General features: G+C 72.2%; 26 protein-coding genes. 8 read left to right on the plus strand and 18 right to left on the minus strand.

Annotated features, from left to right (window positions below; genetic code table 11):
- Positions 1–482: 482 nt before the first annotated feature.
- Positions 483–1766: a tyrosine--tRNA ligase gene (gene tyrS / locus AB0C02_RS18890; RefSeq protein ID WP_357549753.1), complete on the minus strand. Its 1284-nt coding sequence runs from the start codon at positions 1764–1766 to the stop codon at positions 483–485.
- A gap of 106 nt (positions 1767–1872) precedes the next feature.
- Between tyrS and AB0C02_RS18895 the strand changes: the two genes are divergently transcribed.
- Positions 1873–2256, plus strand: a complete 384-nt coding sequence (locus AB0C02_RS18895) for a PaaI family thioesterase (RefSeq protein ID WP_357549754.1) — start codon at positions 1873–1875, stop codon at positions 2254–2256.
- Positions 2257–2285: 29 nt separating this feature from the next.
- Here the strand turns inward: AB0C02_RS18895 and AB0C02_RS18900 are convergent, their stop codons facing one another.
- Positions 2286–2927, minus strand: a complete 642-nt coding sequence (locus tag AB0C02_RS18900) for a hypothetical protein (protein ID WP_357549605.1) — start codon at positions 2925–2927, stop codon at positions 2286–2288.
- A gap of 9 nt (positions 2928–2936) precedes the next feature.
- On the minus strand, positions 2937–3440 hold the full coding sequence (locus tag AB0C02_RS18905) for a GNAT family N-acetyltransferase (protein ID WP_357549608.1): 504 nt from the start codon (positions 3438–3440) through the stop codon (positions 2937–2939).
- Positions 3441–3554: 114 nt separating this feature from the next.
- Between AB0C02_RS18905 and AB0C02_RS18910 the strand changes: the two genes are divergently transcribed.
- Positions 3555–3887 (plus strand): hypothetical protein, encoded by a 333-nt coding sequence (locus tag AB0C02_RS18910; protein ID WP_357549610.1) that lies wholly within the window; start codon positions 3555–3557, stop codon positions 3885–3887.
- Positions 3888–3896: 9 nt separating this feature from the next.
- Here the strand turns inward: AB0C02_RS18910 and AB0C02_RS18915 are convergent, their stop codons facing one another.
- The 3 genes from AB0C02_RS18915 to AB0C02_RS18925 all read right to left on the minus strand — a co-directional run bounded on the left by AB0C02_RS18915 (position 3897) and on the right by AB0C02_RS18925 (position 6418).
- Complete coding sequence (locus tag AB0C02_RS18915) at positions 3897–4523, minus strand: FMN reductase (RefSeq protein ID WP_357549613.1); 627 nt, start codon at positions 4521–4523, stop codon at positions 3897–3899.
- On the minus strand, positions 4520–5620 hold the full coding sequence (locus AB0C02_RS18920; protein WP_357549616.1) for an LLM class flavin-dependent oxidoreductase: 1101 nt from the start codon (positions 5618–5620) through the stop codon (positions 4520–4522). The genes AB0C02_RS18915 and AB0C02_RS18920 overlap by 4 nt, the downstream gene beginning before the upstream one ends.
- A 183-nt stretch (positions 5621–5803) precedes the next feature.
- Complete coding sequence (locus tag AB0C02_RS18925) at positions 5804–6418, minus strand: DNA-3-methyladenine glycosylase (protein WP_357549619.1); 615 nt, start codon at positions 6416–6418, stop codon at positions 5804–5806.
- Between the two features lie 84 nt (positions 6419–6502).
- On the opposite strand from AB0C02_RS18925, the gene AB0C02_RS18930 reads away from it, so the two are divergent.
- From AB0C02_RS18930 to AB0C02_RS18945, 4 genes are all read left to right on the plus strand, one after another.
- Positions 6503–6937 carry a DNA-binding protein gene (locus AB0C02_RS18930; RefSeq protein WP_357549621.1) on the plus strand — a complete coding sequence of 145 codons (435 nt, stop codon included), beginning with the start codon at positions 6503–6505 and terminating at the stop codon, positions 6935–6937.
- A 61-nt stretch (positions 6938–6998) separates the two neighbouring features.
- Complete coding sequence (locus AB0C02_RS18935; RefSeq protein WP_357549625.1) at positions 6999–7352, plus strand: MmcQ/YjbR family DNA-binding protein; 354 nt, start codon at positions 6999–7001, stop codon at positions 7350–7352.
- Between the two features lie 131 nt (positions 7353–7483).
- On the plus strand, positions 7484–8266 hold the full coding sequence (locus tag AB0C02_RS18940) for an ABC transporter ATP-binding protein (protein WP_357549627.1): 783 nt from the start codon (positions 7484–7486) through the stop codon (positions 8264–8266).
- The gene (locus AB0C02_RS18945; RefSeq protein ID WP_357549629.1) at positions 8251–10152 is read left to right on the plus strand and encodes a hypothetical protein; all 1902 of its coding nucleotides are present in this window, start codon (positions 8251–8253) and stop codon (positions 10150–10152) included. The genes AB0C02_RS18940 and AB0C02_RS18945 overlap by 16 nt, the downstream gene beginning before the upstream one ends.
- A gap of 23 nt (positions 10153–10175) precedes the next feature.
- Here the strand turns inward: AB0C02_RS18945 and argH are convergent, their stop codons facing one another.
- The 12 genes from argH to AB0C02_RS19005 all read right to left on the minus strand — a co-directional run bounded on the left by argH (position 10176) and on the right by AB0C02_RS19005 (position 20973).
- Positions 10176–11639: an argininosuccinate lyase gene (gene argH, locus AB0C02_RS18950; protein WP_357549755.1), complete on the minus strand. Its 1464-nt coding sequence runs from the start codon at positions 11637–11639 to the stop codon at positions 10176–10178.
- Positions 11640–11718: 79 nt separating this feature from the next.
- Complete coding sequence (locus AB0C02_RS18955; RefSeq protein ID WP_357549631.1) at positions 11719–12924, minus strand: argininosuccinate synthase; 1206 nt, start codon at positions 12922–12924, stop codon at positions 11719–11721.
- Positions 12921–13436: an arginine repressor gene (locus AB0C02_RS18960; protein ID WP_357549635.1), complete on the minus strand. Its 516-nt coding sequence runs from the start codon at positions 13434–13436 to the stop codon at positions 12921–12923. Before AB0C02_RS18960 ends, AB0C02_RS18955 begins: the two co-directional genes overlap by 4 nt.
- The gene (argF, locus tag AB0C02_RS18965; protein WP_357549638.1) at positions 13433–14359 is read right to left on the minus strand and encodes an ornithine carbamoyltransferase; all 927 of its coding nucleotides are present in this window, start codon (positions 14357–14359) and stop codon (positions 13433–13435) included. Before argF ends, AB0C02_RS18960 begins: the two co-directional genes overlap by 4 nt.
- Positions 14356–15624, minus strand: coding sequence for an acetylornithine transaminase (locus tag AB0C02_RS18970; protein ID WP_357549640.1), 1269 nt, complete (start codon positions 15622–15624; stop codon positions 14356–14358). Before AB0C02_RS18970 ends, argF begins: the two co-directional genes overlap by 4 nt.
- A complete protein-coding gene (gene argB, locus AB0C02_RS18975) occupies positions 15621–16508 on the minus strand; it encodes an acetylglutamate kinase (protein ID WP_357549644.1) in 888 nt (295 codons plus the stop codon). Before argB ends, AB0C02_RS18970 begins: the two co-directional genes overlap by 4 nt.
- Positions 16505–17677 (minus strand): bifunctional glutamate N-acetyltransferase/amino-acid acetyltransferase ArgJ, encoded by a 1173-nt coding sequence (gene argJ, locus AB0C02_RS18980; RefSeq protein ID WP_357549646.1) that lies wholly within the window; start codon positions 17675–17677, stop codon positions 16505–16507. Before argJ ends, argB begins: the two co-directional genes overlap by 4 nt.
- A complete protein-coding gene (gene argC / locus AB0C02_RS18985; RefSeq protein WP_357549649.1) occupies positions 17674–18675 on the minus strand; it encodes an N-acetyl-gamma-glutamyl-phosphate reductase in 1002 nt (333 codons plus the stop codon). Before argC ends, argJ begins: the two co-directional genes overlap by 4 nt.
- Positions 18676–18793: 118 nt before the next feature.
- On the minus strand, positions 18794–19030 hold the full coding sequence (locus AB0C02_RS18990; protein WP_357549652.1) for a hypothetical protein: 237 nt from the start codon (positions 19028–19030) through the stop codon (positions 18794–18796).
- Entirely contained in the window at positions 18937–19458 is a 522-nt protein-coding gene (locus AB0C02_RS18995; RefSeq protein ID WP_357549655.1) for a low temperature requirement protein A, read from the minus strand. The genes AB0C02_RS18990 and AB0C02_RS18995 overlap by 94 nt, the downstream gene beginning before the upstream one ends.
- A 66-nt stretch (positions 19459–19524) precedes the next feature.
- The gene (locus AB0C02_RS19000; protein WP_357549657.1) at positions 19525–19653 is read right to left on the minus strand and encodes a hypothetical protein; all 129 of its coding nucleotides are present in this window, start codon (positions 19651–19653) and stop codon (positions 19525–19527) included.
- An 18-nt stretch (positions 19654–19671) separates the two neighbouring features.
- Entirely contained in the window at positions 19672–20973 is a 1302-nt protein-coding gene (locus AB0C02_RS19005; protein WP_357549660.1) for an amidohydrolase, read from the minus strand.
- Positions 20974–21123: 150 nt separating this feature from the next.
- On the opposite strand from AB0C02_RS19005, the gene AB0C02_RS19010 reads away from it, so the two are divergent.
- Positions 21124–21300, plus strand: a complete 177-nt coding sequence (locus tag AB0C02_RS19010; RefSeq protein ID WP_357549664.1) for a thiazolylpeptide-type bacteriocin — start codon at positions 21124–21126, stop codon at positions 21298–21300.
- Positions 21301–21544: 244 nt separating this feature from the next.
- Entirely contained in the window at positions 21545–21721 is a 177-nt protein-coding gene (locus tag AB0C02_RS19015; RefSeq protein WP_357549666.1) for a thiazolylpeptide-type bacteriocin, read from the plus strand.
- The last annotated feature ends 19 nt before the right edge of the window (positions 21722–21740 follow it).

The raw sequence follows: 21740 nt of genomic DNA on the forward strand, positions 1-21740 counted from the left end.
GAGTTCTCAAAGAACAACCACACACCATCCGAAAGCCCCGCACCGCAGGACCCCCATCCGGGGCATCTCGTTCAACCGCCCCCGCCGCTCTCGCGGCGGGCACTCTTACTACGTTACCCGGTGGTTTCTGCCGTGTCAAACCGGTGTCTCGCGGTTTGACATGCTTCCACCCATTTGCCGGGCACCACGATCCGACCGACTCACGTCGTCCGCTCCGTGGATTTCGGCAGGACGGCCGCTGCGGTCTCCCGCTCGCTCGCCCGTTTCCCTGCCGGCCGGTAACCATACCCGGTCAGTTCCGCCTCGCCAAATCCGCCTCGCGGCGGATCCGGGGCACTGCCCGTTCCAGGTCTTGCGCTCCGGCCTTCCAGGTCTTTCGCCCTGTTTCGTCCGTTCCGCGCTGGCAGAGAGAAAGTTACGCGCCCAGCGGTTTGATCGTCAAATCCGCTGGGCGCGTCCCGCGTCACATTGTCGAGGTACGACTATTTGCGCAGCTCAACCCCAGCAAAGGAACGCTTGCCGCGGCGCAGCACCAGATACCGCCCGTGCAGCAGGTCCTCCGGGGAGACTGTGGCGTCCACCTCCGTGATGCGGTTGTTGTTGACGTAGGCGCCGCCCTCGGCGATCACTCGCCGCGCCTCCTTCATGCTCGGCACCAGGCCCGACTCCTTGAGCAGGCCGGCGACGTCCGGCAGCTCGTCGAGGTGGACCAGGCCGGCCTCGGTAAGCGCCGCCCGCAGGGTCTCCGGCGTGAGCTCGTCGAGCGAACCCCGCCCGAAGAGCGCCTGGCTGGCCGCGACCGCCTGTGCCATCTCCCGCTCGCCGTGCACCAGCGCGGTCAGCTCCTCGGCGAGCGCCCGCTGGGCGAGCCGCGCCTGCGGGCGTTCCGCCGTCGCCTTCTCCAGCTCCTCCAGCTCCTCCCGCGACCGGAAGCTGAAGTAGCGCAGGTAGCGGCTCACGTCGCGGTCATCGGCGTTGACCCAGAACTGGTAGAAGGCGTACGGGCTGGTCATCTCCGGGTCGAGCCAGACCGCGCCGGTCTCGCTCTTGCCGAACTTGGTGCCGTCGGACTTGGTGACCAGCGGCGTGGTGAAGGCCTGCACCGGGCCGGCGCCGCGCCGTCGGATGTAGTCGACCCCGGCGGTGATGTTGCCCCACTGGTCGGAGCCGCCGTACTGGAGCTGGCAGCCGTGCCGGCGGTGCAGCTCGAAGAAGTCGTTGGCCTGCAGGAGCTGGTAGCTGAACTCGGTGTAGCTGATCCCGGTCTCCAGGCGGGCCTTGACCACCTCACGCGCGAGCATCTTGTTCACCGGGAAGTGCTTGCCGACGTCCCGGAGGAACTCCACCACCGACATCTCGCCGGTCCAGTCCAGGTTGTTGACCAGTTGGGCCGCGTTCTCCCCGGTGTACGAGACGAACGGCGCGAGCTGGTCGCGGATCCGCTGGACCCAGCCGGCGATGACCTCGGGCGGGTTCAACGTCCGCTCCGCGCTCTCCTTCGGGTCGCCGATCTGGCCGGTGGCGCCACCGACCAGCAGCAGCGGCCGGTGCCCGGCGAGCTGGAGCCGGCGGGCCATCACGACCTGCATGAGGTTGCCGACGTGCAGACTCGGGGCGGTCGGATCGAAGCCCACATAGAAGGTGGTCGTCCCGCCGTCGAACAGCTCGCGCAGCTCGTCAAGGCCGGTCGAGTCCTGGATCAGGCCCCGCCACCGCAGGTCTTCGGTCAGGGAGTCCCGCCCGTGCGGGAGGTTGCTGTCGGTCACGGTCACCGATTCTCCCCCATCACCGGCCCCGGTCCGTAGCGGGTTTGCCCGCCAGGGACGACTACGCTGGCCGCGCCAGCGCAGGCGAGGAGGGGTTGCTGTGGAGATGCCGGACCTGACGGTGGGCTTGGTGGCCCTGCTGGGCCTCAAGCTCGACGAGGTCAGCGGGGACCGGGTGGTGATCCGCTGGCGGGTCCGCCCGGAGTTGCACCAGCCGTACGGGATCCAGCACGGCGGGGTCTACTGCTCGGTGGTGGAGACGGCGGCCAGCATCGGCGGCGCCCTCTGGCTGGGCGACCGGGGCCAGGTTGTCGGCGTGTCCAACCAGACCGACTTCCTGCGCGCGGTGCGGGACGGCGACCTGACCGCGGTCGGCACCCCGATCCACCGGGGCCGCAGCCAGCAGCTCTGGGCGGTGGAGATCACCGACGAGCGCGACCGGCTGGTGGCGCGCGGTCAGGTGCGGTTGCAGAACCTGACGTCCGCCTGACCGAGGGGGCGCGTCGGATCCGCGCCCGGCTATCCCCTGGCGTGGGCCGGAGAGACGGGCAGGTCGAGGACGTACGCGTCGCCCTCCCGCTGGAAGCCGAGCCGGTGGTAATAGGGGGCGACCATGCCCGGCGGACTGACCACTCGGCGGAAGCCACGGTCGGTGAAGAGGCGGCTGCGCCGGTAGACGAACTCGCCCGGGGTGAAGTCGCGGAACGACGGGGTGACGTAGTCCAGGTCGATCTGGGCCACCCCGTCAGCCTCGGCGTGCGACACCACCACGCCAACCACCTCGTCGGCGCGGACCACCAGGAACGCCGAACAGTCGGCGGCAGCCGGCTCCCAGCGGAAGTCCGGGTTGAACCGGGCGATGTCGGCCTCGTGCACCCGCAGCGTGTGGGCCAGGAACGCGTCGTCGGTGCGCACCTCGACCACCTGGTACGTCTGCTCGTCGTGCCGGGTGGCCAGCAGCGTGCGCAGATACCAGACGTTGATCACGGCGAGCACCACGTTCAGCCCGACCATGGGCCACACGTGCACGGCGGCGTTGTAGCCGATCAAGATGAGGCAGCCGACCAGGTTGAGGGCACGCAGCCGCAGGATGCGCGTCTGCAGCAGCGACCAGACCAGCAGCGCGGAGCCGGCCCAGCCGACGAGTTCCAGCCAGTTCACCCGGCGAGACTACTGCCTGCGCTGGTCAGCCGCCGATTCGGACAGCTCCAGCACGTACTCCTCGACCTCGGTGCCACGGCCCTCGGCGTACCCGGAATCCTCGCCGATCACGACGAAGCCGCACTTACGGAGCACGGCGAGCGAGGCGGCGTTGTCCTTTGCGGCGCGGGCCTGCACCGGACGCTGCGGCAGCTCGCGCAGGAGCTCGGCCAGCGCGGCCGTGGCGTGGCCGCGACCCCAGCGGCGCGGATCGATCCAGTAGCTGACCTCGGTGTGCTCCCCCACCGGGAAGGCAGCCACCCGCCCGACCACCTCGCCGTCGACCGTCACGGTCCGGGGGACGATCCGCTCGTCGGCGCGGATACGCGCCCAGTGGGCGTCGAAGGCGGCCCGATCGGACGGGTCCTTCGGGCCGAACGCGGCCATCCAGTTGGCCTGCGGATCCTGCTCGTGGCGGAAGAACGCGGGCAGGTCCTCGTCGCGTACCGGGCGGAGCCGCACCTCACTGGTCACCCGGGGAGGATACGCCCTCCGGCCGGCCTCGGGGGACCCCAGCGGGGTCACCCGGGCGGTGGACACGGTGCCCGCACCGGCCCGGCGGACCGGGGGACCCCCGACGATCGGAGCATGACCATGATGCACCGCCGCCCCGCTCGTCCCCACCATCACCACCATCACCACCGTCCCCACCACGGCCACTGCGGCCCGGCGCACCGCGTACGCCTCATCGCCGCCTCGGCGGCCGGAGCGCAGGCAACCGGCGCGCGGGCACTGGGCGCTACGGCCGCCGGGCACTTGGCGCTCGGCGCGGCGGCCCTGGGCGCCGTGGCGGTGGGCGCGCTCGCCATCGGCCGGCTGGCGATCCGGCGGGCGGTCATCCGGGAACTGCGCATCGGCCGGCTGGAGGTGGATGAGCTGGTCGTCCGCCACCGCACTCAGCCCGCCGCGGACGCCGGTTAGGCGTACCGCTCAGGCCGGGTCGCGGCCGGCGAGCAGGTCTTCGAAGCTGGTGGTGAGGGCGAACGGGTCGGCCGGTCCGGCCGCGGCCGGGCGGCGGTCCACCTGCTCGGCCAACTCGCTGCCGGCCCGCCGGATCCGGGCGCGCAGGGCGTTCTCGGCGCCCTGCCCGGACCAGTCCTCGGGCGCCGCGAAGACCGCCGTCGGCACCACCACCGCCCGCAGGTACGTGAACATCGGTCGGACCGCGTGTTCCAGAGCCAGCGAGTGGCGGGCGGTGCCGCCGGTGGCCCCGACCAGCACCGGCCGGTCGGCGAGGGCGTCCTTGTCCACCACGTCGAAGAACGATTTGAACAGCCCGTTGTACGACGCGTTGAAAATCGGGGTGACCGCGACCAGCCCGTCCGCGCTCGCCACCGTGTCCAGCGCTTCCCGCAGGGCGGCCGGCGGGAAGCCGGTGAGCAGGTGGTTCACCACGTCGTGGGCGTGCTCGCGCAGCTCGATCGGCCGGATCTCCACCTCGGCGCCGCGCCGGACCAGCTCGTCGCGGGCGGCCGCGGCGAGCTGGTCGGCGAGCAGCCGGGTCGAGGAGGGCTGGCCGAGGCCGGCCGAGACCACGGCCAGGGTGCGCCGGGTCATCGGCCATCCTCCGCGCCGCTCACGGCGTCTCGGGCCGCCTTCAGGCTGGCGTGTGTGGGCGCCTCGGGCACGTGCGGCGGTCGCAGCGAGTCGAACTCCTTGCGGAGCACCGGGACGACCTCCTCGCCGAGCAGGTCGAGCTGTTCCAGGACGGTCTTGAGCGGCAGCCCGGCGTGGTCGACCAGGAAGAGCTGACGCTGGTAGTCGCCGACGTACTCGCGGAAGCCGAGCGTCCGGTCGATGACCTGCTGCGGGCTGCCCACGGTCAGCGGGGTCTCCCGGGTGAACTCCTCCAGCGACGGCCCGTGCCCGTAGACCGGGGCGTTGTCGAAGTACGGCCGGAACTCGCGGACCGCGTCCTGGGAGTTCTTGCGCATGAAGACCTGCCCGCCGAGGCCGACGACGGCCTGGTCGGCGGAGCCGTGGCCGTAGTGCTCGAAGCGCTGCCGGTAGAGGCCGACCATCCGCTGGGTGTGCTCCTTGGGCCAGAAGATGTGGTTGGCGAAGAAGCCGTCCCCGTAGTACGCGGCCTGCTCGGCGATCTCAGGGCTGCGGATCGAGCCGTGCCAGACGAACGGCGGCACGCCGTCGAGCGGGCGCGGGGTCGAGGTGAACGACTGCAGCGGGGTGCGGAAGCGCCCCTTCCAGTCGACCACGTCCTCGCGCCACAGCCGGCGCAGCAGGTCGTAGTTCTCGATGGCCAGGGGGATGCCGTTGCGGATGTCCTGCCCGAACCAGGGGTAGACCGGGCCGGTGTTGCCGCGTCCCATCATCAGGTCCACCCGGCCGTCGGCCAGGTGTTGCAGCATCGCGTAGTCCTCGGCGATCTTCACCGGGTCGTTGGTGGTGATCAGCGTGGTCGAGGTGGAGAGCAGCAGCCGCTCGGTGCGCGCGGCGATGTGGCCGAGCATGGTGGTCGGCGAGGACGGCACGAACGGCGGGTTGTGGTGCTCGCCGGTGGCGAAGACGTCGAGGCCGACTTCCTCGGCCTTGAGCGCGATGGCCACCATGGCCTTGATCCGCTCATGCTCGGACGGCATCCGCCCGTTGGTCGGGTCGACCGTGACGTCGCCGACGGTGAAGACTCCGAACTGCATGATCCAGCTCCTCGCGTGACGCCCGGGTCGGTGCGGCCCGGATCGCACCGCACAACATACTTGACGAGTCAACTATTCCGGGTCGACGGAACGGCCATCACCGGCGACACCCGCTCGGGTGGCTCCGCTCACAGACGGCAGACCGACCGGCCGCGGGCGGCGCTCCCGATTACCGGTGAAGTGTCAGGTGCGCCGCCGCCGCGGAACATGGCGGCGATAGGCGCTCACCGTCGGGTCACCGTCGATCCAGAACCGCCAGGGCACGTCGAGCGCCCCGGTCACCCCGACTCGGGGGCCGGCCGCGATCGCCGGCACCGGCGCCACGGCGGGCCGTAGCCGTACCGGGCCGTCGCCCAGCAGGTCGGCGCCGTAGACCGCGCGGTCGATGCCGAGCGCCGCGCAGAGCCGGGCGGGCCCGCGTGCCAGGTCCACGTCCCGGCGTACGGCGAGCCGGCGCGCCCGGGCGAGGTCGAGGCCGTCGACCACCTCGCCGGCGCGCAGCAGCACCGCCGACGCTTCCCCTTCCGGGCCGGTCACCACATTGACGCACCAGTGCATGCCGTACGTGAAGTAGACGTAGGCGTGGCCGGACGGCCCGAACATCACCGCGTTGCGTGGCGTGCGCCCCCGGTGCGCGTGCGAAGCCGGGTCCCCGGCGGTGCCCGCGTACGCCTCGACCTCGGTGATCCGGACGGTGACCTCGCCGGCGGTGAGCAGGCAGCCGAGCAGCCCGCGGGCGGCGGGCACCACCGGCCCGGCGAGCAGGTCCGCGAGGGTGGCGAGGTCGGTGCTGGTCACCCGGAAACCCTATCCGGCGACAGCCGGAACTGGCACAGAATGGTTTCAATAGTCCGTTGACAAAGAGCTGTTCAAGCGGCTTTGATGGACGGCATGGTCACCATGGACAACGACCCGTTCACCGCTCCGGACGCTGCCCAGGCCCGGGCCCATCGCAACTACGCCGCGCTGCTGCGCATCGCCGAGCGGCACGCCGGCACCAATGCCCGCCGTCGGCGGTACGCACACCCCGACGTGCCGGACGCGTACGAGGCGGCCACCCTGGTGATGGCCCTGGCCGGCGGTGCGGAGCTGGAGGAGGGCGAGGAGCCGGTCGACCAGGCCGACCTGATGGCCGCGCTGACCCTGATCCCGCACGTGCGGGCGGAGGTCGACGTACTCGAGGCGGGGCTGTTGCAGGTGGCCCGCGCCCGGGGGCTGACCTGGCAGGCGATCGCCTTCGGGCTCGGCCTGGGCAGCGCCCAGGCGGCCCGGCAGCGCTACGAGCGGCTCACCGTCCGCACCGGCACCGCCGACTGACCGGCGGAACTGTCACAGTGCCCGGCGAGACTGCCCAGACGGACGGCAGCGGAGGAACGCGATGACGCGCGACGAGATGCGGGCATACTGCTTGGCGAAGCCGGGTGCCTGGCTGGATCAGCCGTGGGAGGGCGACGAGGTCGTCAAAGTGGGCAGCAGGATCTTTGCCTTCCTCGGCTCGCCGGAGGGCGAGGCGCGGGTGGGCCTGAAGTGCGGCCCGTCCCGGGAGGTCGCCGACGAGTGGCTGCACCGGTTTCCCGACGACGCCCGCCCCTCCCCCTACATCGGGCGGTCGGGATGGAACACGCTGCGGCTCGACGGCGACATCCCCGACGAGGAACTGCGTGAGGCGCTCGACGGGTCGTACGACGCGGTGGTGGCGAAGCTGCCGAAACGGGAGCGTCCGACAGCCTGAACACTCGGGGAAGCGGTGGCCATCCGGCGTAGCGGCTGTTTCGTTGGCACGGCGTCTCGGGAAGACTGACGCCGGCCGTATCGAACAGCCGTTCCCCGGGGGGTTCCATGAAAGCGACCACGCAGGACGTCGTGACGAAACGGTCCGGAGCGGACGGCCGGGTGCCGGCACTGCGGCTGACCGGCCTGCACAAGGCGTTCGGCGCGAACATCGCAGTCAACCACGTCGACCTGGCCGTGCCGCAGGGATCGTTCTTCGGCCTGGTCGGCCCGAACGGCGCCGGCAAGACCACCGCGCTGTCCATGGCGGTCGGCCTGCTGCGTCCCGACGAGGGCCGCTCGGAGGTGTTCGGCGTGGACGTCTGGGACGACCCGGTCCAGGCGCGGGCGCTGATGGGTGTCCTGCCCGACGGGCTGGCGATGCCCGAACGGCTCACCGGCCGAGAGCTGCTCACGTTCATCGGGCAGCTGCGCGGGATCGAGCCGGCCGTGCTCGCCGAGCGCACCCAGGAGCTGCTCGACGTGATGGAGCTCAACGACGCCGAGACCACCCTCGTGGTCGACTACTCGACCGGCATGCGCAAGAAGATCGGCCTGGCCACCGCGCTGCTGCACGGGCCGCGACTGCTGGTGCTGGACGAGCCGTTCGAGGCGGTCGACCCGGTGTCCACGGCCGCGCTCAAGGCGATCCTCGTACGGTTCGTCGAGTCGGGCCGCTCGGTGGTGCTGTCCAGCCACGTCATGCCGCTGGTCGAGCAGCTCTGCGACACGGTCGCGATCATGACCAGGGGCCGGGTCGTCGCGGCCGGGCCGCTGGCCGAGGTCCGCGGCGAGCAGACGCTGGAGCAGACGTTCGTCCGGCTGGTCGGTGGCGACGAGCTCGCCGGCAGGGGGCTGTCGTGGCTGGCGTCCTGATCCGGATGAAGCTGGCGATCATCCGGAACTCCATGACCGGCGGCAAGGCCGCCTGGATGGTCACCGGCGGCATCTTCGGGCTGCTGTTCGCCACCGCCACGATCTGGCTGACGTTCGTCGACATCGCCAGGCCGGGTCTGCTGGGCGATCTGCTCGCCTGCGTCTGGGCGATGTGGCTGCTGGGCTGGGTGATCGGCCCGCTGTGGGGCGGTTCGGCCGTGCTGCGCGCCGACCACTTCGCGCTGCTTTCGGTGCCGCGCCGCAAACTCGCGGTCGGGCTGCTCGGCGCCGCCTTCGTCGGCATCACCACGGCGGTCACGGCCCTGGCCTTCCTCAGCCTGATCACGTACGCGGCGCACCTGGGCGTGGTGGCGGCCCTGATCGCCGTCCCGGCCGCTGCCGGGGAACTCGTGTTCGTGGTGCTGCTGTCGCGCGTCGCGTACGCCCTCCTCGGTTTTGTCGCCACCTCCCGGATCGGCGCCGCGATCACCGGCGTGCTCTTCGCCGCCATGATCGTCCTCGCCCAGTCCGGCTGGATGATCATCGTGGCGATCATCTACTCGGACGTGCTCTCCACCGGCTTCTCGTCCACGTTCTCCACCACGCTGCGCTGGATCCCGTCGAGCTGGGGCCTGGTCGCCGTCGACGCCGCCGGCCACGGCGACTGGCCGCTGGTCCTCGGCGCGCTCGCCGGCCTGGCCGTACTCATCGGCCTGCTCCTGCTGATCTGGGCGGCCACCCTCGGCACGCCACGCCGCTCACGGGTCACCATCCGCGGCATCGGCCACGCCCCCGTGCCGACCGGCGGCCTGTTCGCCGGCCCGACCGGCGCGGTCTTCCGCAAGGAGCTGCGCACCTGGTGGCGCGACCCGCTGCGGACCACCACGGCCACCGTGCCGATCGCCTGGGCGCTGCTCACCGCGCTGCTGCCACTCACCTTCGGCGAGAAGGTGCTGCTGCCGTGGGCCGGCCCAGCCGTCGCCCTGTTCGCCATCACCTCCGCCGGCAACCTGTACAGCCAGGACGGCACCGCCCTCTGGCAGACCATCACGACCGGCGCCCAACATGCGGACGTACGCGGCAGGCAGTGGGCCTACCTGGCCGTGTTCGGCCCGATCTCGATCGCCCTCAGCATCGGCTTCAACATCTGGAGCGGCTACACCTGGGCCTGGCCGTGGATCGCCGCCACCCTGCCGGCGCTGCTCGGCGGCGGTGCCGGCATGATCATCTACGCCTCGGTGGCCGCGATGGTGCCCGGTCCCGACGCGCACAAGCGCCCGGACAACCCGCTCGAACGCGCCGACACCACCGGACAGTCCCAGGTGCTGTTCTGGGCCGGCCTGATCCCGGCCGCCCCGGCGCTCACCGCCGTACTCCTCGGCGACCAGTTCGACCTGCCCGTGCTGCGGTGGGCCGGCGGACCGATCAGCCTGGCGACCGGTGTCGCGCTCGCCTGGTGGCTGGGCTCGGTGGCGAGTAGGCGGCTCACCGCCAAGGGCGCGGAGATGCTGCACCTCATGCATACCGGCCGGAACACGGCTGCGGGCCGGGCAGCGGCGTCGGGCGGCACCAGGATCGAGCTGTCCAAGCGGGACTCGGCGATCCTCGGCCTCTGCCTGCCCGGCGGCTCGATCCTGCTGTTCCCTCAGGGCCTGCTGCCGCTCGTGTTCGTCCTCACCGGCGTCGACGTGAAGTCCTGGTTCCTGGCGATGTACCTGCCGCGCGAGTGGGGGCTACCGGTCGCCGGCGTCAGCATCCTGATCGGCATCTTCCTGTACTCCCAGGCCATCCTGATCACCGTCCGCAACAAGAAGATCCGGGCCCAGCGCGAGGCCACCATGGCCCGCGACCGCGACGCGGCACGAAGGCCCTCAGCGGCACGCTGAGGGCCTTCTGCTCCGTCCCGGGTTCAGCGGGGTACGACCCGCTCGGCGGCCCAGTCCCGCCAGCCGGCCAGCTTGTCCGCGGCGGCGGCGAGTTGGTCGGCCACCGGCCCGGGGCCGGTCGAGCCGGGGGTGGTCCGGGCCGCCAGGGCGGAGCGGACCGAGAGCACGTCCCGCACCGACGGGTCCAGGTGCGGGCTGACCGTGGTGAGGTCGGCGTCGGAGACCTCGTCGAGGGCGCAGTCGCGGGCCACGCAGAGCGCCACCAGCCGGCCGGTGATCTCGTGCGCGTCGCGGAACGGCACGCCCCGGCGGACCAGCCAGTCGGCCACCTCGGTGGCGAGCGAGAAGCCGACCGGCGCGGCGGACACCAGGCGGTCGACGCGTACCGTCATCGTGGAGATCATCCCGGCGAGGGCCGGCAGCAGCAGTTCCAGGGTGTCGACCGCGTCGAAGGCCGGCTCCTTGTCCTCCTGCATGTCCCGGTCGTAGGTCATCGGCAGGCCCTTGAGCATGGTGAGCACGCTCATCAGCCCGCCGACGAGCCGCCCGGACTTGCCCCGGGCCAGCTCCGCGACGTCCGCGTTCTTCTTCTGCGGCATGATCGACGAGCCGGTGGCGAAGGCGTCGTCCAGCTCGACCCAGCCGAACTCGTGCGACGTCCAGAGCACCACCTCCTCGCCGAGGCGGGACAGGTGCACGCCGATCATCGCGGTGACGAAGAGGAACTCGGCGACGAAGTCCCGGTCGGCGACGGCGTCCATCGAGTTGGCGAAGGACGTGCGGAAGCCCAGCTCCTTGGCGACCGCCACCGGGTTCAGCGGCAGCCCGGAGCCGGCCAGCGCGCCCGCCCCGAGCGGGCTGATCGCGGTCCGATGGTCCCAGTCGCGCAGCCGCTCCAGGTCGCGCAGCAGCGGCTGCACGTGGGCGAGCAGCCAGTGGCCGAAGGTGACCGGCTGGGCGTGCTGGAGGTGGGTCATGCCGGGGGCGGCGGTGTCGATGTGCCGCTCGGCCTGCTCGACCAGGGCCTCGGCCAGCTCGACCAGGCGGGCGGCCACCCCGCGGGCGTGGTCACGCAGATAGAGCCGCAGGTCGGTGGCGACCTGGTCGTTGCGGGACCGGCCGGCGCGCAGCTTGCCGCCGAGGCCACCGAGCCGCTCCAGCAGGCCGCGCTCCAACGCGGTGTGCACGTCCTCGTCGTCGACGGTCGGCCGGAACGCCCCGGAGGCGCAGGCGGCCTCCAGGTCGTCCAGCGCGGCCAGCATCTTCCCCAGTTCCTCGGGGTCGAGCAGACCGGCGCCGGCCAGGACCCGGGCGTGCGCCCGGGACCCGGCGATGTCGTACGGGGCGAGACGCCAGTCGAACTGGACGCTCACCGACAGCCGTGCGAGCGCCTCGGACGGTCCGCCGGCGAACCGGCCTCCCCAGAGGCTCGTCCGGTTGGCGGGGGCGCTGTTCTCGGTCAGGCTCTTGTCGTCCACCCCACCCATCATTGCAGCGTTCACCTTTCGCTCCCGACTGCGGGGCTCACTCGCCGCGCTCGTTCACTCCTCGCGGTCGCGCTCACGGTCAGGCGCCGCCGAGCCGGGCGTCCCGCGCGGCGGCCATCCTGCTAGGCAGGCCCCACAGCTGCACGAACCCCTTGGCCAGGGACTGGTCGAAGGTGTCGCCGGTGTCGTAGGTGGCCATGCCGAAGTCGTAGAGGCTGGACTCGGAGCGCCGGCCGGTGACGATGGCCCGCCCGCCGTGCAGGGTGAGCCGCACCTCGCCGGTGACGTGCCGCTGGGCGTCGTCGATGAACGCGTCGAGCGCCTGCTTCAACGGCGAGAACCACAGGCCGTCGTAGACCAGCTCGCCCCAGCGCTGGTCGACGCCGCGCTTGAACCGGGCCAGGTCTCGTTCGACCGTGACGTTCTCCAGCTCCTGGTGGGCGGTGATCAGGGCGATCGCCCCGGGGGCCTCGTAGACCTCACGGCTCTTGATGCCCACGAGGCGGTCCTCGACCATGTCGAGCCGGCCGACGCCCTGGGCGCCGGCGCGCCGGTTGAGTTCCAGGATCGCCTGGTACGGGGTGACCGTCTCGCCGTCGATGGCGACCGGCACGCCCCCGTCGAAGGTGATGACCACCTCGTCGGCGTCCCGCTCCTGCGCCGGGTCGGCAGTGTAGGAGTACAGGTCCTCGATCGGGCCGTTCCAGATGTCCTCCAGGAAGCCGGTCTCGACCGCGCGGCCCCACAGGTTCTGGTCGATGGAGTACGGCGACTTGGCCGACACGTCGATCGGCAGCCCCTTCTCCTCGGCGAAGGCGATCGCCTTGTCCCGGGTCCAGGCGAAGTCCCGGGCCGGTGCGATGATCTTCAGGTCGGGCGCGAGCGCGCCCAGGCCGACCTCGAAGCGGACCTGGTCGTTGCCCTTGCCGGTGCAGCCGTGCGACACGATCGTGCCGCCGTGCTTCGTCGCCGCGGCGACCAGGTGCTTGACGATCAGCGGCCGGGACAACGCCGAGACCAGCGGGTACCGGTCCATGTAGAGGGCGTTGGCACGGATCGCCGGCAGGCAGTACTCGGCGGCGAACTCGTCGCGCGCGTCGACCACCTCCGATTCGACCGCGCCGCAGTCCAGCGCGCGCTGCCGGATGACGTTCATGTCCTCGCCGCCCTGGCCGACGTCGACCGCTACCGCGATCACCTCGGCGCCGGTCTGCTCGGCCAGGTACGGAATGGCGACGGAGGTGTCGAGACCCCCGGAGTACGCCAGGACGACCCGCTCGCTCATGGTGTGCTGCCCCCTTCAACGGTTTCTTCCCGGCGGGCCCACGCGGCGAGCTTGTCGCCCAACGCGGCGCCGCCGACGGCCTCGCGGGCCACGACGAGGATGGTGTCGTCGCCGGCGATGGTGCCGACGACCTCGGGCAGGCCCGCTCGATCCAACGCGCTGGCCAGGTAGTGGGCTGCGCCCGGCGGGGTGCGCAGTACGGCGATGTTGCCGCTGGCGTCGACCCCGTTGAGCAGTTCACGCAGCAGCCGGACGAGCCGGGCCGGGGCCGTCTCGGCCTCGCGCAACGGCCGGTGGCCGTCCTCGGGGATCAGGTAGACGGCGCGCCCGTCGCCGCCGCGGGCGGTGACCGCCCCCAGTTCCTTCAGGTCCCGGGAGAGGGTGGCCTGAGTGACCTGGATGCCGTCGCCGGCGAGCAGGTCGGCCAGCTCGGTCTGCGAGTGGATCGCCTTGTCGCGGATCAGCTCGACGATGCGGCCGTGCCGGGCGGCGCGGGTCAGCGGGGCGGTCATGTGGATGCCTCCAGGAGAAAGGTCAGCAGCGCCTTCTGGGCGTGCAGGCGATTCTCCGCCTCGTCGAACACCGCGCTGTGCGGCCCGTCGAGCACCTCGTCGGTGATCTCCTCGCCCCGGTGGGCGGGCAGGCAGTGCAGCACGATGACGTCCGCCGCGGCGTGGCCGAGCAGCGCGTCGTTGACCTGGTAGGGCAGGAACGGGGTGAGCCGGTCGAGCCCGTCGCTCTCCTGGCCCATCGAGGTCCAGGTGTCGGTGGCGATCACGTCCGCGCCACGGACCGCGTCGACCGGGTCGGTGAGCGCGCGGACCGACCCGCCGGTGCCGGCGGCGATCTTCTCGGCCCGGGCGACCACCTCGGGGTCGGGCTGGAAGCCGACCGGCCCGGCGACCCGGACGTGCATCCCTGCGGTCGCCCCGGCCAGCAGGTACGAGTGCGCCATGTTGTTCGCCGCGTCCCCGACGTACGCCAGGGTGCGCCCGGCGGTCACGCCGAACCGTTCCCGGACGGTGAGCAGGTCCGCGAGGAGCTGGCACGGGTGGTAGGCGTCGGTGAGTGCGTTGATCACCGGCACGGTGGCGTGCGCGGCGACCTCGGCGATCCGGTCGTCGCCGTGGGTGCGCAGCACGATCGCCGCCACGTAGCGGGAGAGCACCCGACCGGCGTCGGCCAGGGTCTCGCCCCGCCCGAAGTGGGTGACCTGGGTGTCCACCACGAGCGGGTGCCCGCCCAGCTCGGCGATGCCGACGTCGAAGGAGATCCGGGTCCGCAGGCTCTGCTTGTCGAAGAGCACCGCCACCGACTTCGGCCCGGCGAGGGGCCGCAGCGCGAACCGGTCGGCCTTCATCCGGGCGGCGAGGTCGAGCACGGCCGTCTGCTCGGCGGGCGACAGGTCGTCGTCGCGCAGGAAGTGCCGGATCATGCGGAGACCTCCGTCGTGGTCGGGCTCGGCGCCGGGCCGGTCGAGATCTTGGAGGATTTCGGCCCCTGGAGGGGCCGCTTCCTTCCAAGATCCGGGGCGGGCGCGGCGGTGTCGAGGGCGGCGGGGAGGGCCGCGAGGAAGGCGTCGGCCTGTTCGGCGGTGAGGATCAGCGGCGGGGCGAGCCGGACCACGCCGGGCTGCACCGGGTTGACCAGGAAACCGGCGTCGCGCAGCGCGGTGGTCACCGCGCCGGAGACCGGCTCGGCGAGCACGACGCCGAGCAGCAGGCCGGCGCCGCGGACCTCGGTGACGAGGGGGTGGCCGAGCGCCTCGATCCCGCCCCGCAGCCGCTCGCCGACCCGCTTCACGTGGTCGAGCAGTCCCTCGTTGGCGATGGTGGCGACCACGGCGAGGGCGGCCGCGCAGCTGACCGGGTTACCGCCGAAGGTGGTGCCGTGTGAGCCGGGGTCGAGCAGGTCGGCGGCCCGGCCGAAGGCCAGGCAGGCGCCGATGGGCAGGCCGCCGCCGAGCCCCTTGGCCAGGGTCACCAGGTCCGGCTCGACGCCCTCGGCCTGGTGCGCGAACCAGTGCCCGGTACGACCGACGCCGGTCTGCACCTCGTCGAGCACCAGCAGCGCGCCGTGCGCGGCGGTGATCCGCCGAGCCTCGGTCAGGTAGCCGGCGGGCGGCACGACGACGCCGTTCTCGCCCTGGATCGGCTCGATGATCACCATGGCGGTGGCGTCGGTGACGGCCGCTTCCAGGGCGGCGGCGTCGCCGTACGGGACGTGGGTGACGTCGCCGGGGAGCGGGCGGAACGGGTCGGCCTTGGCCGGCTGGCCGGTGAGCGCCAGGGCGCCCATGGTCCGGCCGTGGAAGCCGCCCCGGGCGGCGACCACGTGGGTACGCCCGGTGAGCCGGGAGAGCTTGAACGCGGCCTCGTTCGCCTCCGCGCCGGAGTTGGCGAAGAACACCCGCCCGGGGCGGCCGGCCAGGGCCAGCAGCAGTTCGGCCAGGGCGACCGGCGGCTCGGCGACGAACAGGTTGGACACGTGCCCGAGGGTGGCGACCTGCCGGGACACGGCGGCCACCACGGCCGGGTGGGCGTGGCCGAGGGCGTTGACGGCGATGCCGCCGAGCAGGTCGACGTACTCCCGGCCGGCCTCGTCGACCACGACGGCGCCGGAGCCGGAGACGAGCGCCAGCGGCGGGGTGCCGTAGTTGTTCATCAGGGCCTGGCCCCAGCGTTCGACCAGCGTGCTCATGACGCGACCACCATCGTGCCGAACCCTTCCGAGGTGAACACCTCGAGCAGCGTGGAGTGGGCGACCCGGCCGTCGACGACGTGCGCGGCGGGCACTCCCCCGCGTACCGCCCGCAGGCAGGCCTCCATCTTCGGGACCATCCCCGACTCCAGGGACGGCAGCAGTTTCGCCAGGTCGTCGGTGCTGATCTCACTGACCAGGCTGGACGTGTCGGGCCAGTCCGCGTACAGGCCGGGGACGTCGGTGAGCACGACCAACTTGCGCGCGTCGAGAGCGACCGCGAGCGCGGCGGCGGCGGTGTCGGCGTTGAGGTTGTGCAGCACCCCGTCGACGTCCGGCGCGACCGTGGAGATCACCGGGATCCGGCCGGCCGCGATCAGGTCGGCCACCGCCGAGACGTCCACCGACTCCACGTCGCCGACCTGGCCGACGTCGACCGGCTCCCCGTCCACGTACGCCGGGCGGCGCACGGCGGTGAACAGCCCGGCGTCCTCGCCGGAGAGCCCGACGGCGAACGGCCCGTACGCGTTGATCAGCCCGACCAGTTCCCGGCCGACCTGCCCCACGAGGACCATTCGCACGACGTCCATCGCCTCGGGGGTGGTGACCCGCAGGCCGCCCTTGAACTCGCTGGCGATGCCGAGCCGCCTCAGCATGGCGGAGATCTGCGGCCCACCGCCGTGCACGACGACCGGCTTGAGGCCGGCGTACCGGAGGAAGACCATGTCGGCGGCGAAGGCCCGCTGCAACTCGGGGTCGACCATCGCGTTGCCGCCGTACTTGACCACGACGGTGGCGCCGGAGAAGCGGGCCAGCCAGGGCAGCGCCTCGATCAGCGTCTCGGCCTTGGCCTGGGCCCGGGTGAGGTCGGCGGTGAGGCTCATGAGGAGTACGCCGAGTTCTCGTGCACGTACGCGTGCGACAGGTCGTTGGTCCAGATGGTCGCCGCCGTGTCCCCGGCGTGCAGGTCGATCCGGATGGTGACGTCCCGCCCGGCGAGGTCGACCTTGGACCGGTCCTCGGCGGCGGCCCCGTCCCGGCACACCCACACCCCGTTGACCGCGACGTCCACGCCGTCCGGCTCGAACGCGGCGGCGGTGGTGCCGACCGCGGCGAGGATCCGACCCCAGTTCGGGTCGTTGCCGAACAGCGCGGTCTTGACCAGGTTGTTCCGGGCCACCGACCGGCCGACCTCGACCGCGTCCTCCTCGCCGGCGGCGCCGACCACCTCGATGGCGATCTGCTTGGTGGCGCCCTCCGCGTCGGCGATGAGCTGCTGGGCCAGGTCGTGGCAGGCTGCGGTGACCGCGGCGGTCAGCTCGGCCTCGCTGGGCTCGATGCCGGACGCGCCGCTGGCCAGCAGCAGCACGGTGTCGTTGGTGGACATGCAGCCGTCGGAGTCGACCCGGTCGAAGGTGACCCGGGTGGCGGCCCGCAGCGCGGCGTCGAGGGTCCCCGGTCCGGCCACCGCGTCGGTGGTGAGCACGCAGAGCATGGTGGCCATAGCGGGGGCGAGCATGCCGGCGCCCTTGGCCATGCCGCCGACGGTCCAGCCACTGCCCCGGGCCACGGTGGTCTTGGGACGGGTGTCGGTGGTCATGATCGCCTCGGCGGCCTGCCGGCCGCCGTCGCGCGACAGCCCGCGCACGGCACCGCGTACGCCGGAGAGCAGGGCGGACATGGGGAGCCGCTCGCCGATAAGGCCGGTGGAGCAGACCGCGACCTCGCCCGCGCCGAGCATCAGCCGGGGGCTGCTCGCGGTGAGCGCGGCGGCGGTGTGCTCGGCGGTGGCGTGGGTGTCCTGGAAGCCGGCCGGGCCGGTGCAGGCGTTGGCCCCGCCGGAGTTGAGCACCACGGCGCGGACCACGCCGCCCCGCACGACCTTCTGGGTCCAGAGCACCGGCGCGGCCTTGACCCGGTTGGCGGTGAAGACGGCGGCGACCCCGGCGTCGGGCCCGTCGTTGACGACGAGGGCGACGTCGCTGGCGCCGCTGGCCTTGAGGCCGGCGGCGACACCGGCGGCGCGGAAGCCTCGGGGGGTGGTGACGGTCACGGAGCCACTCCAAAGGCGGACAGTCCGGTGGTCTCGGGGAGGCCGAGCATCAGGTTGGCGTTCTGCACGGCCTGGCCGGCCGCGCCCTTGCCCAAGTTGTCGATGGCGCTGACCACGATCACCCGGCCCGAGTCGACGTCGACCGTGGCCTGGAGGTGGCAGGAGTTCGAGCCGGCGGTGGCGGCGGTGTGCGGCCACGCCCCCTCGGGCAGCAGGTGCACGAAGGGCGCGTCCGCGTACGCCCGGCCCAGCACCTCGCGCGGGTCGGCGTCGCCGGTCGGCACGGCGGTGACCGTGGCGAGGATGCCCCGGGGCATGGGAGCGAGCACCGGGGTGAAGGAGACGCTGGTCGCCCCGGTGGCCTGCTTGATCTCGGGCACGTGCTGGTGGGCGCCGACCTTGTAGGGCGACAGGTCGCCCATCACCTCGCTGCCCAGCAGGTGGGCCTTCGCGGCCCGGCCGGCGCCGGAGGTGCCGGAGGCGGCGACCACCACCACGTCGGTGGGGTGGACCGCGCCGGCGGCGATCAGCGGGGCGAGGGCGAGGGTGGTGGCGACCGCGTAGCAGCCGGTGCTGGCGACCCGGGTCGCGGCAGCGATCTCGGCCCGCTGACCGGGCAGTTCGGGCAGCCCGTAGGTCCAGGCGCCGGTGTGCGGGCCGCCGTAGTAGCGGGCCCAGGCCGCCGCGTCGCGCAGCCGGTGGTCGGCACCGAGGTCGATCACCTTGACCGTGGCGGGGAGGGCGGCGGCGAGGGCCGCCGACTCGCCGTGCGGCAGGGCCAGGAAGACCAGGTCCGCGTCGGCCAGGGTGGCCGGGTCGGTCGCGCCGAGCACCAGGTCCAGCCCGACGAGCTGCGGGTGCACGGCGGCGACGGGTTGGCCGGCCTGAGTGTGGGCGGTGGCCGCGACGAGGTCGAGTTCGGGGTGCCCGGCGAGCAGGCGAAGCAGTTCGCCGCCGGCGTACCCGCTGGCCCCGGCGACCGCTACCCGGATACCCATACCCACCTCCGCATGACTATGCAAAGAAGGCTAACAGGGGTTGGCGAGGCGCTGCAAGTTCATACAGCAGAACGCATGAAATTCGACGACCGGCGCGGCACCCCAGGCCGCGCGCTCATCACTTGTGGGGCAGGCCGGGCGGTGGCGCCATCTCCCGGAGAAACACCCGCCAGCTGATCACGTTCGCGGCGGCGACGCCGATCAGCACGACGGCGGCGGCCACGGCCACCAACAGGGGCGGCAGCAACAGGGCCACCGGGGTCAGGACCGCGAGCGCCAGCAGCCCGCTCGGCCGCGACCACGAGACCCGGCTGAAGCCGGCGTAGTCGAGCATCCCTCGGCCGACCAGGAACAAGGCCGGGCCGCCGAGAGCGACCGCGATCGGGACAGCACGGTCGCGCCGAAGGGGTGCGAAATGATCAACCTGTCCCCCACCGCGCTGACCGCGACGCCGACCACCATGAGCAGGTGCGCGTACGACGCGACGTCACCCACGTAGGCCGGGCCCGGGAGGACGCGATGGCGCACGATGACCATGACCTGGATCATCGGCCGGGTGGGGTCGTATCGGTTGGCCGTCCAGGCCATGCGGTACCAGAGCCACCAGAGGGCCAGGGTCAGCACCATCGCCGAGTAGAAGCCGCACCAGTTCAGCTGCTCGACCAGCCGGTCCGAGAGGCGGGTGAAGGCGAACACGAGGACCACGTCGAAGAGCAGCTCGACGAAACCGGCCCGGCTCGGAGGCTCCCGGCTGCCCGGCAGCTCGGTCGCCGCACCCCGCATGGCCATATGCTTCTGCCCTACTTATCCCCTTTGGCCCAGTATCCCGCAGCGGCAGCCGGACGGCGGTCAGTCCCTCGTCTGCGGCCGCCGCGCCGTCCGGGCCTGTGCCCGCCGGTGCCGCAGGATCATCCAGGTCAGGGCGATGGTAAGCCCGGCGAGAACCCAGATGAAGGCCATCAGCTCATAGAATTTCATCGTTTTGAACCTCCCTCGTCAGGGGCGGCTTCCGCCACCCGAATCCGGTTCGAGCACGGTCAACGCCGCGACGATCAGCGCCTCGACGCCGGCCGGCAGGGCCAGCCCGACGCTCGGGGCGAAGGCCGCGCTGTGATTCGTCGGCAGGCTGCCGAGCTTCTCGGCCGCGCTCGCGCCAGCTGCCGCCCGCCACTGACGCGGCCCGACCGTGCCGAGCATCCAGTAGCTGCTCGGGATGCCGGCGGCCAGGAGTGGGAAGTCCTCGGACGCCAGGGACGGCGGCCACCAGGCGACCCGTTCCGCGCCGAACGCCCCCTCGTGGGCGGCCCGCACCCGTGCGGTCACCGCCGGATCGCCCTGGTAGGCCGGGGCCCGCGACACCACCCGTATCCGCGGCTCATCCGGGCTGCCGGCAGCCTCGCAGCAGGCCCGAACCATGCGGACCACGCTCTCCAACACGCGGTCCAGCGTCTGATCGGACAGCGCCCGGATCGTGACCCCGAGCGTGGCATGGTCGGCGATGACACCCGGATGCCGACCGGCCCGCAGGGTTCCCACGGTGAGCGCTACCTGCTCGGCCGGGCTCACCTGCCGGGCCACGATCGTCTGCAGCTGCACGACGATGCTCGCCGCAAGCACCACCGGGTCCACGCACAGGTGCGGCGTGGCGGCGTGGCCGCCCCGCCCGGTCACGGTGACGTCCAGGGTGACGCTGCCGGCCGTCATCGGGCCGCTGCCGTGGGCCACCATTCCCGCGGGCAGTGGCGCCGCGTGCTGGGCGAGGACAAAATCGGGACGGCCGAACCGCTCGTAGAGGCCGTCATCGAGCAGGTCCGCCGCGCCCCGCAGGGTCTCCTCGGCCGGCTGCCCGAGAACGAGGAGCGTCCCCCGCCAGCACTGCCGGTTGCGGGCGAGGTGCGCGGCGGCACCGACGACCGCAGCCAGGTGCAGGTCGTGCCCGCAGGCATGCATGACCTGCACGACCTGGCCGTCGGCGTCGACACCGGTGGCAGTGCTGGCGTACGGCAGCCCGGTCTCCTCCGCCACGGGAAGCGCGTCGAGCTCGGCGCGGATCAGCGCCGTCGAGCCGATCCCGTTGGCGAGGACACCGACGACGCCGTGCCCGCCGACCCCGGTCGTGACCTGGCAGCCGATCTCCCGCAGCGCCGCCGCGAATCGGGCAGCGGTGCGTTCCTCCATCCCGGACAGTTCCGGGTGTGCGTGCAGGTCCCGGTAGAGCCGGCCCGCACGGTCGACGACGTCCGGATCGACAGTCAGGCCGGCGGCGCGGACCCGGGTCTGCGGTGCGGGGGACGCCATGGAGCAAGCCAAGTACAGGTTGCTGTCATCCCGCTGTCATCGGTTGACAGCGGGATGGGACTGCGGGCGAAAGCGATCGGTGAGCGCCCTGGGGTGTGCTGACGTTCGAGGCCGGACCAGCCGGCCGAACACCCACCGTTGGGAGGCATCATGACGCCGGAGACCGACCTCAACGCCCTGGCCGAGGAGATCATGGAGCTGGAGTCGGAGACCTTCGCGATCTCCGACTACGCCGACGCGTCCGAGGCGATCCTCGCCTCCTGCTCCTCGTCGGGCACCACCTCGACCTGCAGCAGCACCACCTCCACCACCAGCTGCTGCGCCTGACCGAAGGCAACAGCACGTCGGGCCGTCCATCCGGGCGGCCCGACGTCTGCGTACCCCCTGGTCGCCGGCTTGGAGGAACGCGCCGGTGCCGCCATGGAGCAAGCCAGGTACAGGTTGCTGTCAATCCGCTGTCGCGAGTTGACAGCGGGATGGGACCGCGGGCGAGGGCGATCGGTGAGCGCCCTGGGGTGTGCTTACGTCGGAGGCCGGACCCGCCGGCCGGACACGACCGTTTGGAGGCATCATGGTGCCCGAGACCGACCTCAACGCCCTCGCCGAAGAGATCATGGAGCTGGAGTCGGAGACCTTCGCGATCTCCGACTACGCCGACGCGTCCGAGGCGATCCTCGCCTCCTGCTCCTCATCGGCCACCACCTCGACCTGCAGCAGCACCACCTCCACCACCAGCTGCTCGGCCTGACCGAAGGCAGCAGCACGTC

This window comes from Micromonospora sp. NPDC048999, assembly GCF_040649295.1.
In the GTDB taxonomy this organism is placed as follows: Bacteria; Actinomycetota; Actinomycetes; order Mycobacteriales; family Micromonosporaceae; genus Micromonospora.

Bases quoted from the DNA above. Each gene is read 5' to 3' on its own strand.
- AB0C02_RS18895 (WP_357549754.1), top strand. From the start codon at position 1,873: ATGCCGGACCTGACGGTGGGCTTGGTGGCCCTGCTGGGCCTCAAGCTC.
- AB0C02_RS18910 (WP_357549610.1), top strand. From the start codon at position 3,555: ATGACCATGATGCACCGCCGCCCCGCTCGTCCCCACCATCACCACCAT.
- AB0C02_RS18915 (WP_357549613.1), bottom strand. From the start codon at position 4,523: ATGACCCGGCGCACCCTGGCCGTGGTCTCGGCCGGCCTCGGCCAGCCC.
- AB0C02_RS18920 (WP_357549616.1), bottom strand. From the start codon at position 5,620: ATGCAGTTCGGAGTCTTCACCGTCGGCGACGTCACGGTCGACCCGACC.
- AB0C02_RS18930 (WP_357549621.1), top strand. From the start codon at position 6,503: ATGGACGGCATGGTCACCATGGACAACGACCCGTTCACCGCTCCGGAC.
- AB0C02_RS18935 (WP_357549625.1), top strand. From the start codon at position 6,999: ATGACGCGCGACGAGATGCGGGCATACTGCTTGGCGAAGCCGGGTGCC.
- argH (WP_357549755.1), bottom strand. From the start codon at position 11,639: ATGGGTGGGGTGGACGACAAGAGCCTGACCGAGAACAGCGCCCCCGCC.
- AB0C02_RS18955 (WP_357549631.1), bottom strand. From the start codon at position 12,924: ATGAGCGAGCGGGTCGTCCTGGCGTACTCCGGGGGTCTCGACACCTCC.
- AB0C02_RS18960 (WP_357549635.1), bottom strand. From the start codon at position 13,436: ATGACCGCCCCGCTGACCCGCGCCGCCCGGCACGGCCGCATCGTCGAG.
- argF (WP_357549638.1), bottom strand. From the start codon at position 14,359: ATGATCCGGCACTTCCTGCGCGACGACGACCTGTCGCCCGCCGAGCAG.
- AB0C02_RS18970 (WP_357549640.1), bottom strand. From the start codon at position 15,624: ATGAGCACGCTGGTCGAACGCTGGGGCCAGGCCCTGATGAACAACTAC.
- argB (WP_357549644.1), bottom strand. From the start codon at position 16,508: ATGAGCCTCACCGCCGACCTCACCCGGGCCCAGGCCAAGGCCGAGACG.
- argC (WP_357549649.1), bottom strand. From the start codon at position 18,675: ATGGGTATCCGGGTAGCGGTCGCCGGGGCCAGCGGGTACGCCGGCGGC.
- AB0C02_RS18995 (WP_357549655.1), bottom strand. From the start codon at position 19,458: ATGCGGGGTGCGGCGACCGAGCTGCCGGGCAGCCGGGAGCCTCCGAGC.
- AB0C02_RS19000 (WP_357549657.1), bottom strand. From the start codon at position 19,653: ATGAAATTCTATGAGCTGATGGCCTTCATCTGGGTTCTCGCCGGGCTT.
- AB0C02_RS19005 (WP_357549660.1), bottom strand. From the start codon at position 20,973: ATGGCGTCCCCCGCACCGCAGACCCGGGTCCGCGCCGCCGGCCTGACT.
- AB0C02_RS19010 (WP_357549664.1), top strand. From the start codon at position 21,124: ATGACGCCGGAGACCGACCTCAACGCCCTGGCCGAGGAGATCATGGAG.
- AB0C02_RS19015 (WP_357549666.1), top strand. From the start codon at position 21,545: ATGGTGCCCGAGACCGACCTCAACGCCCTCGCCGAAGAGATCATGGAG.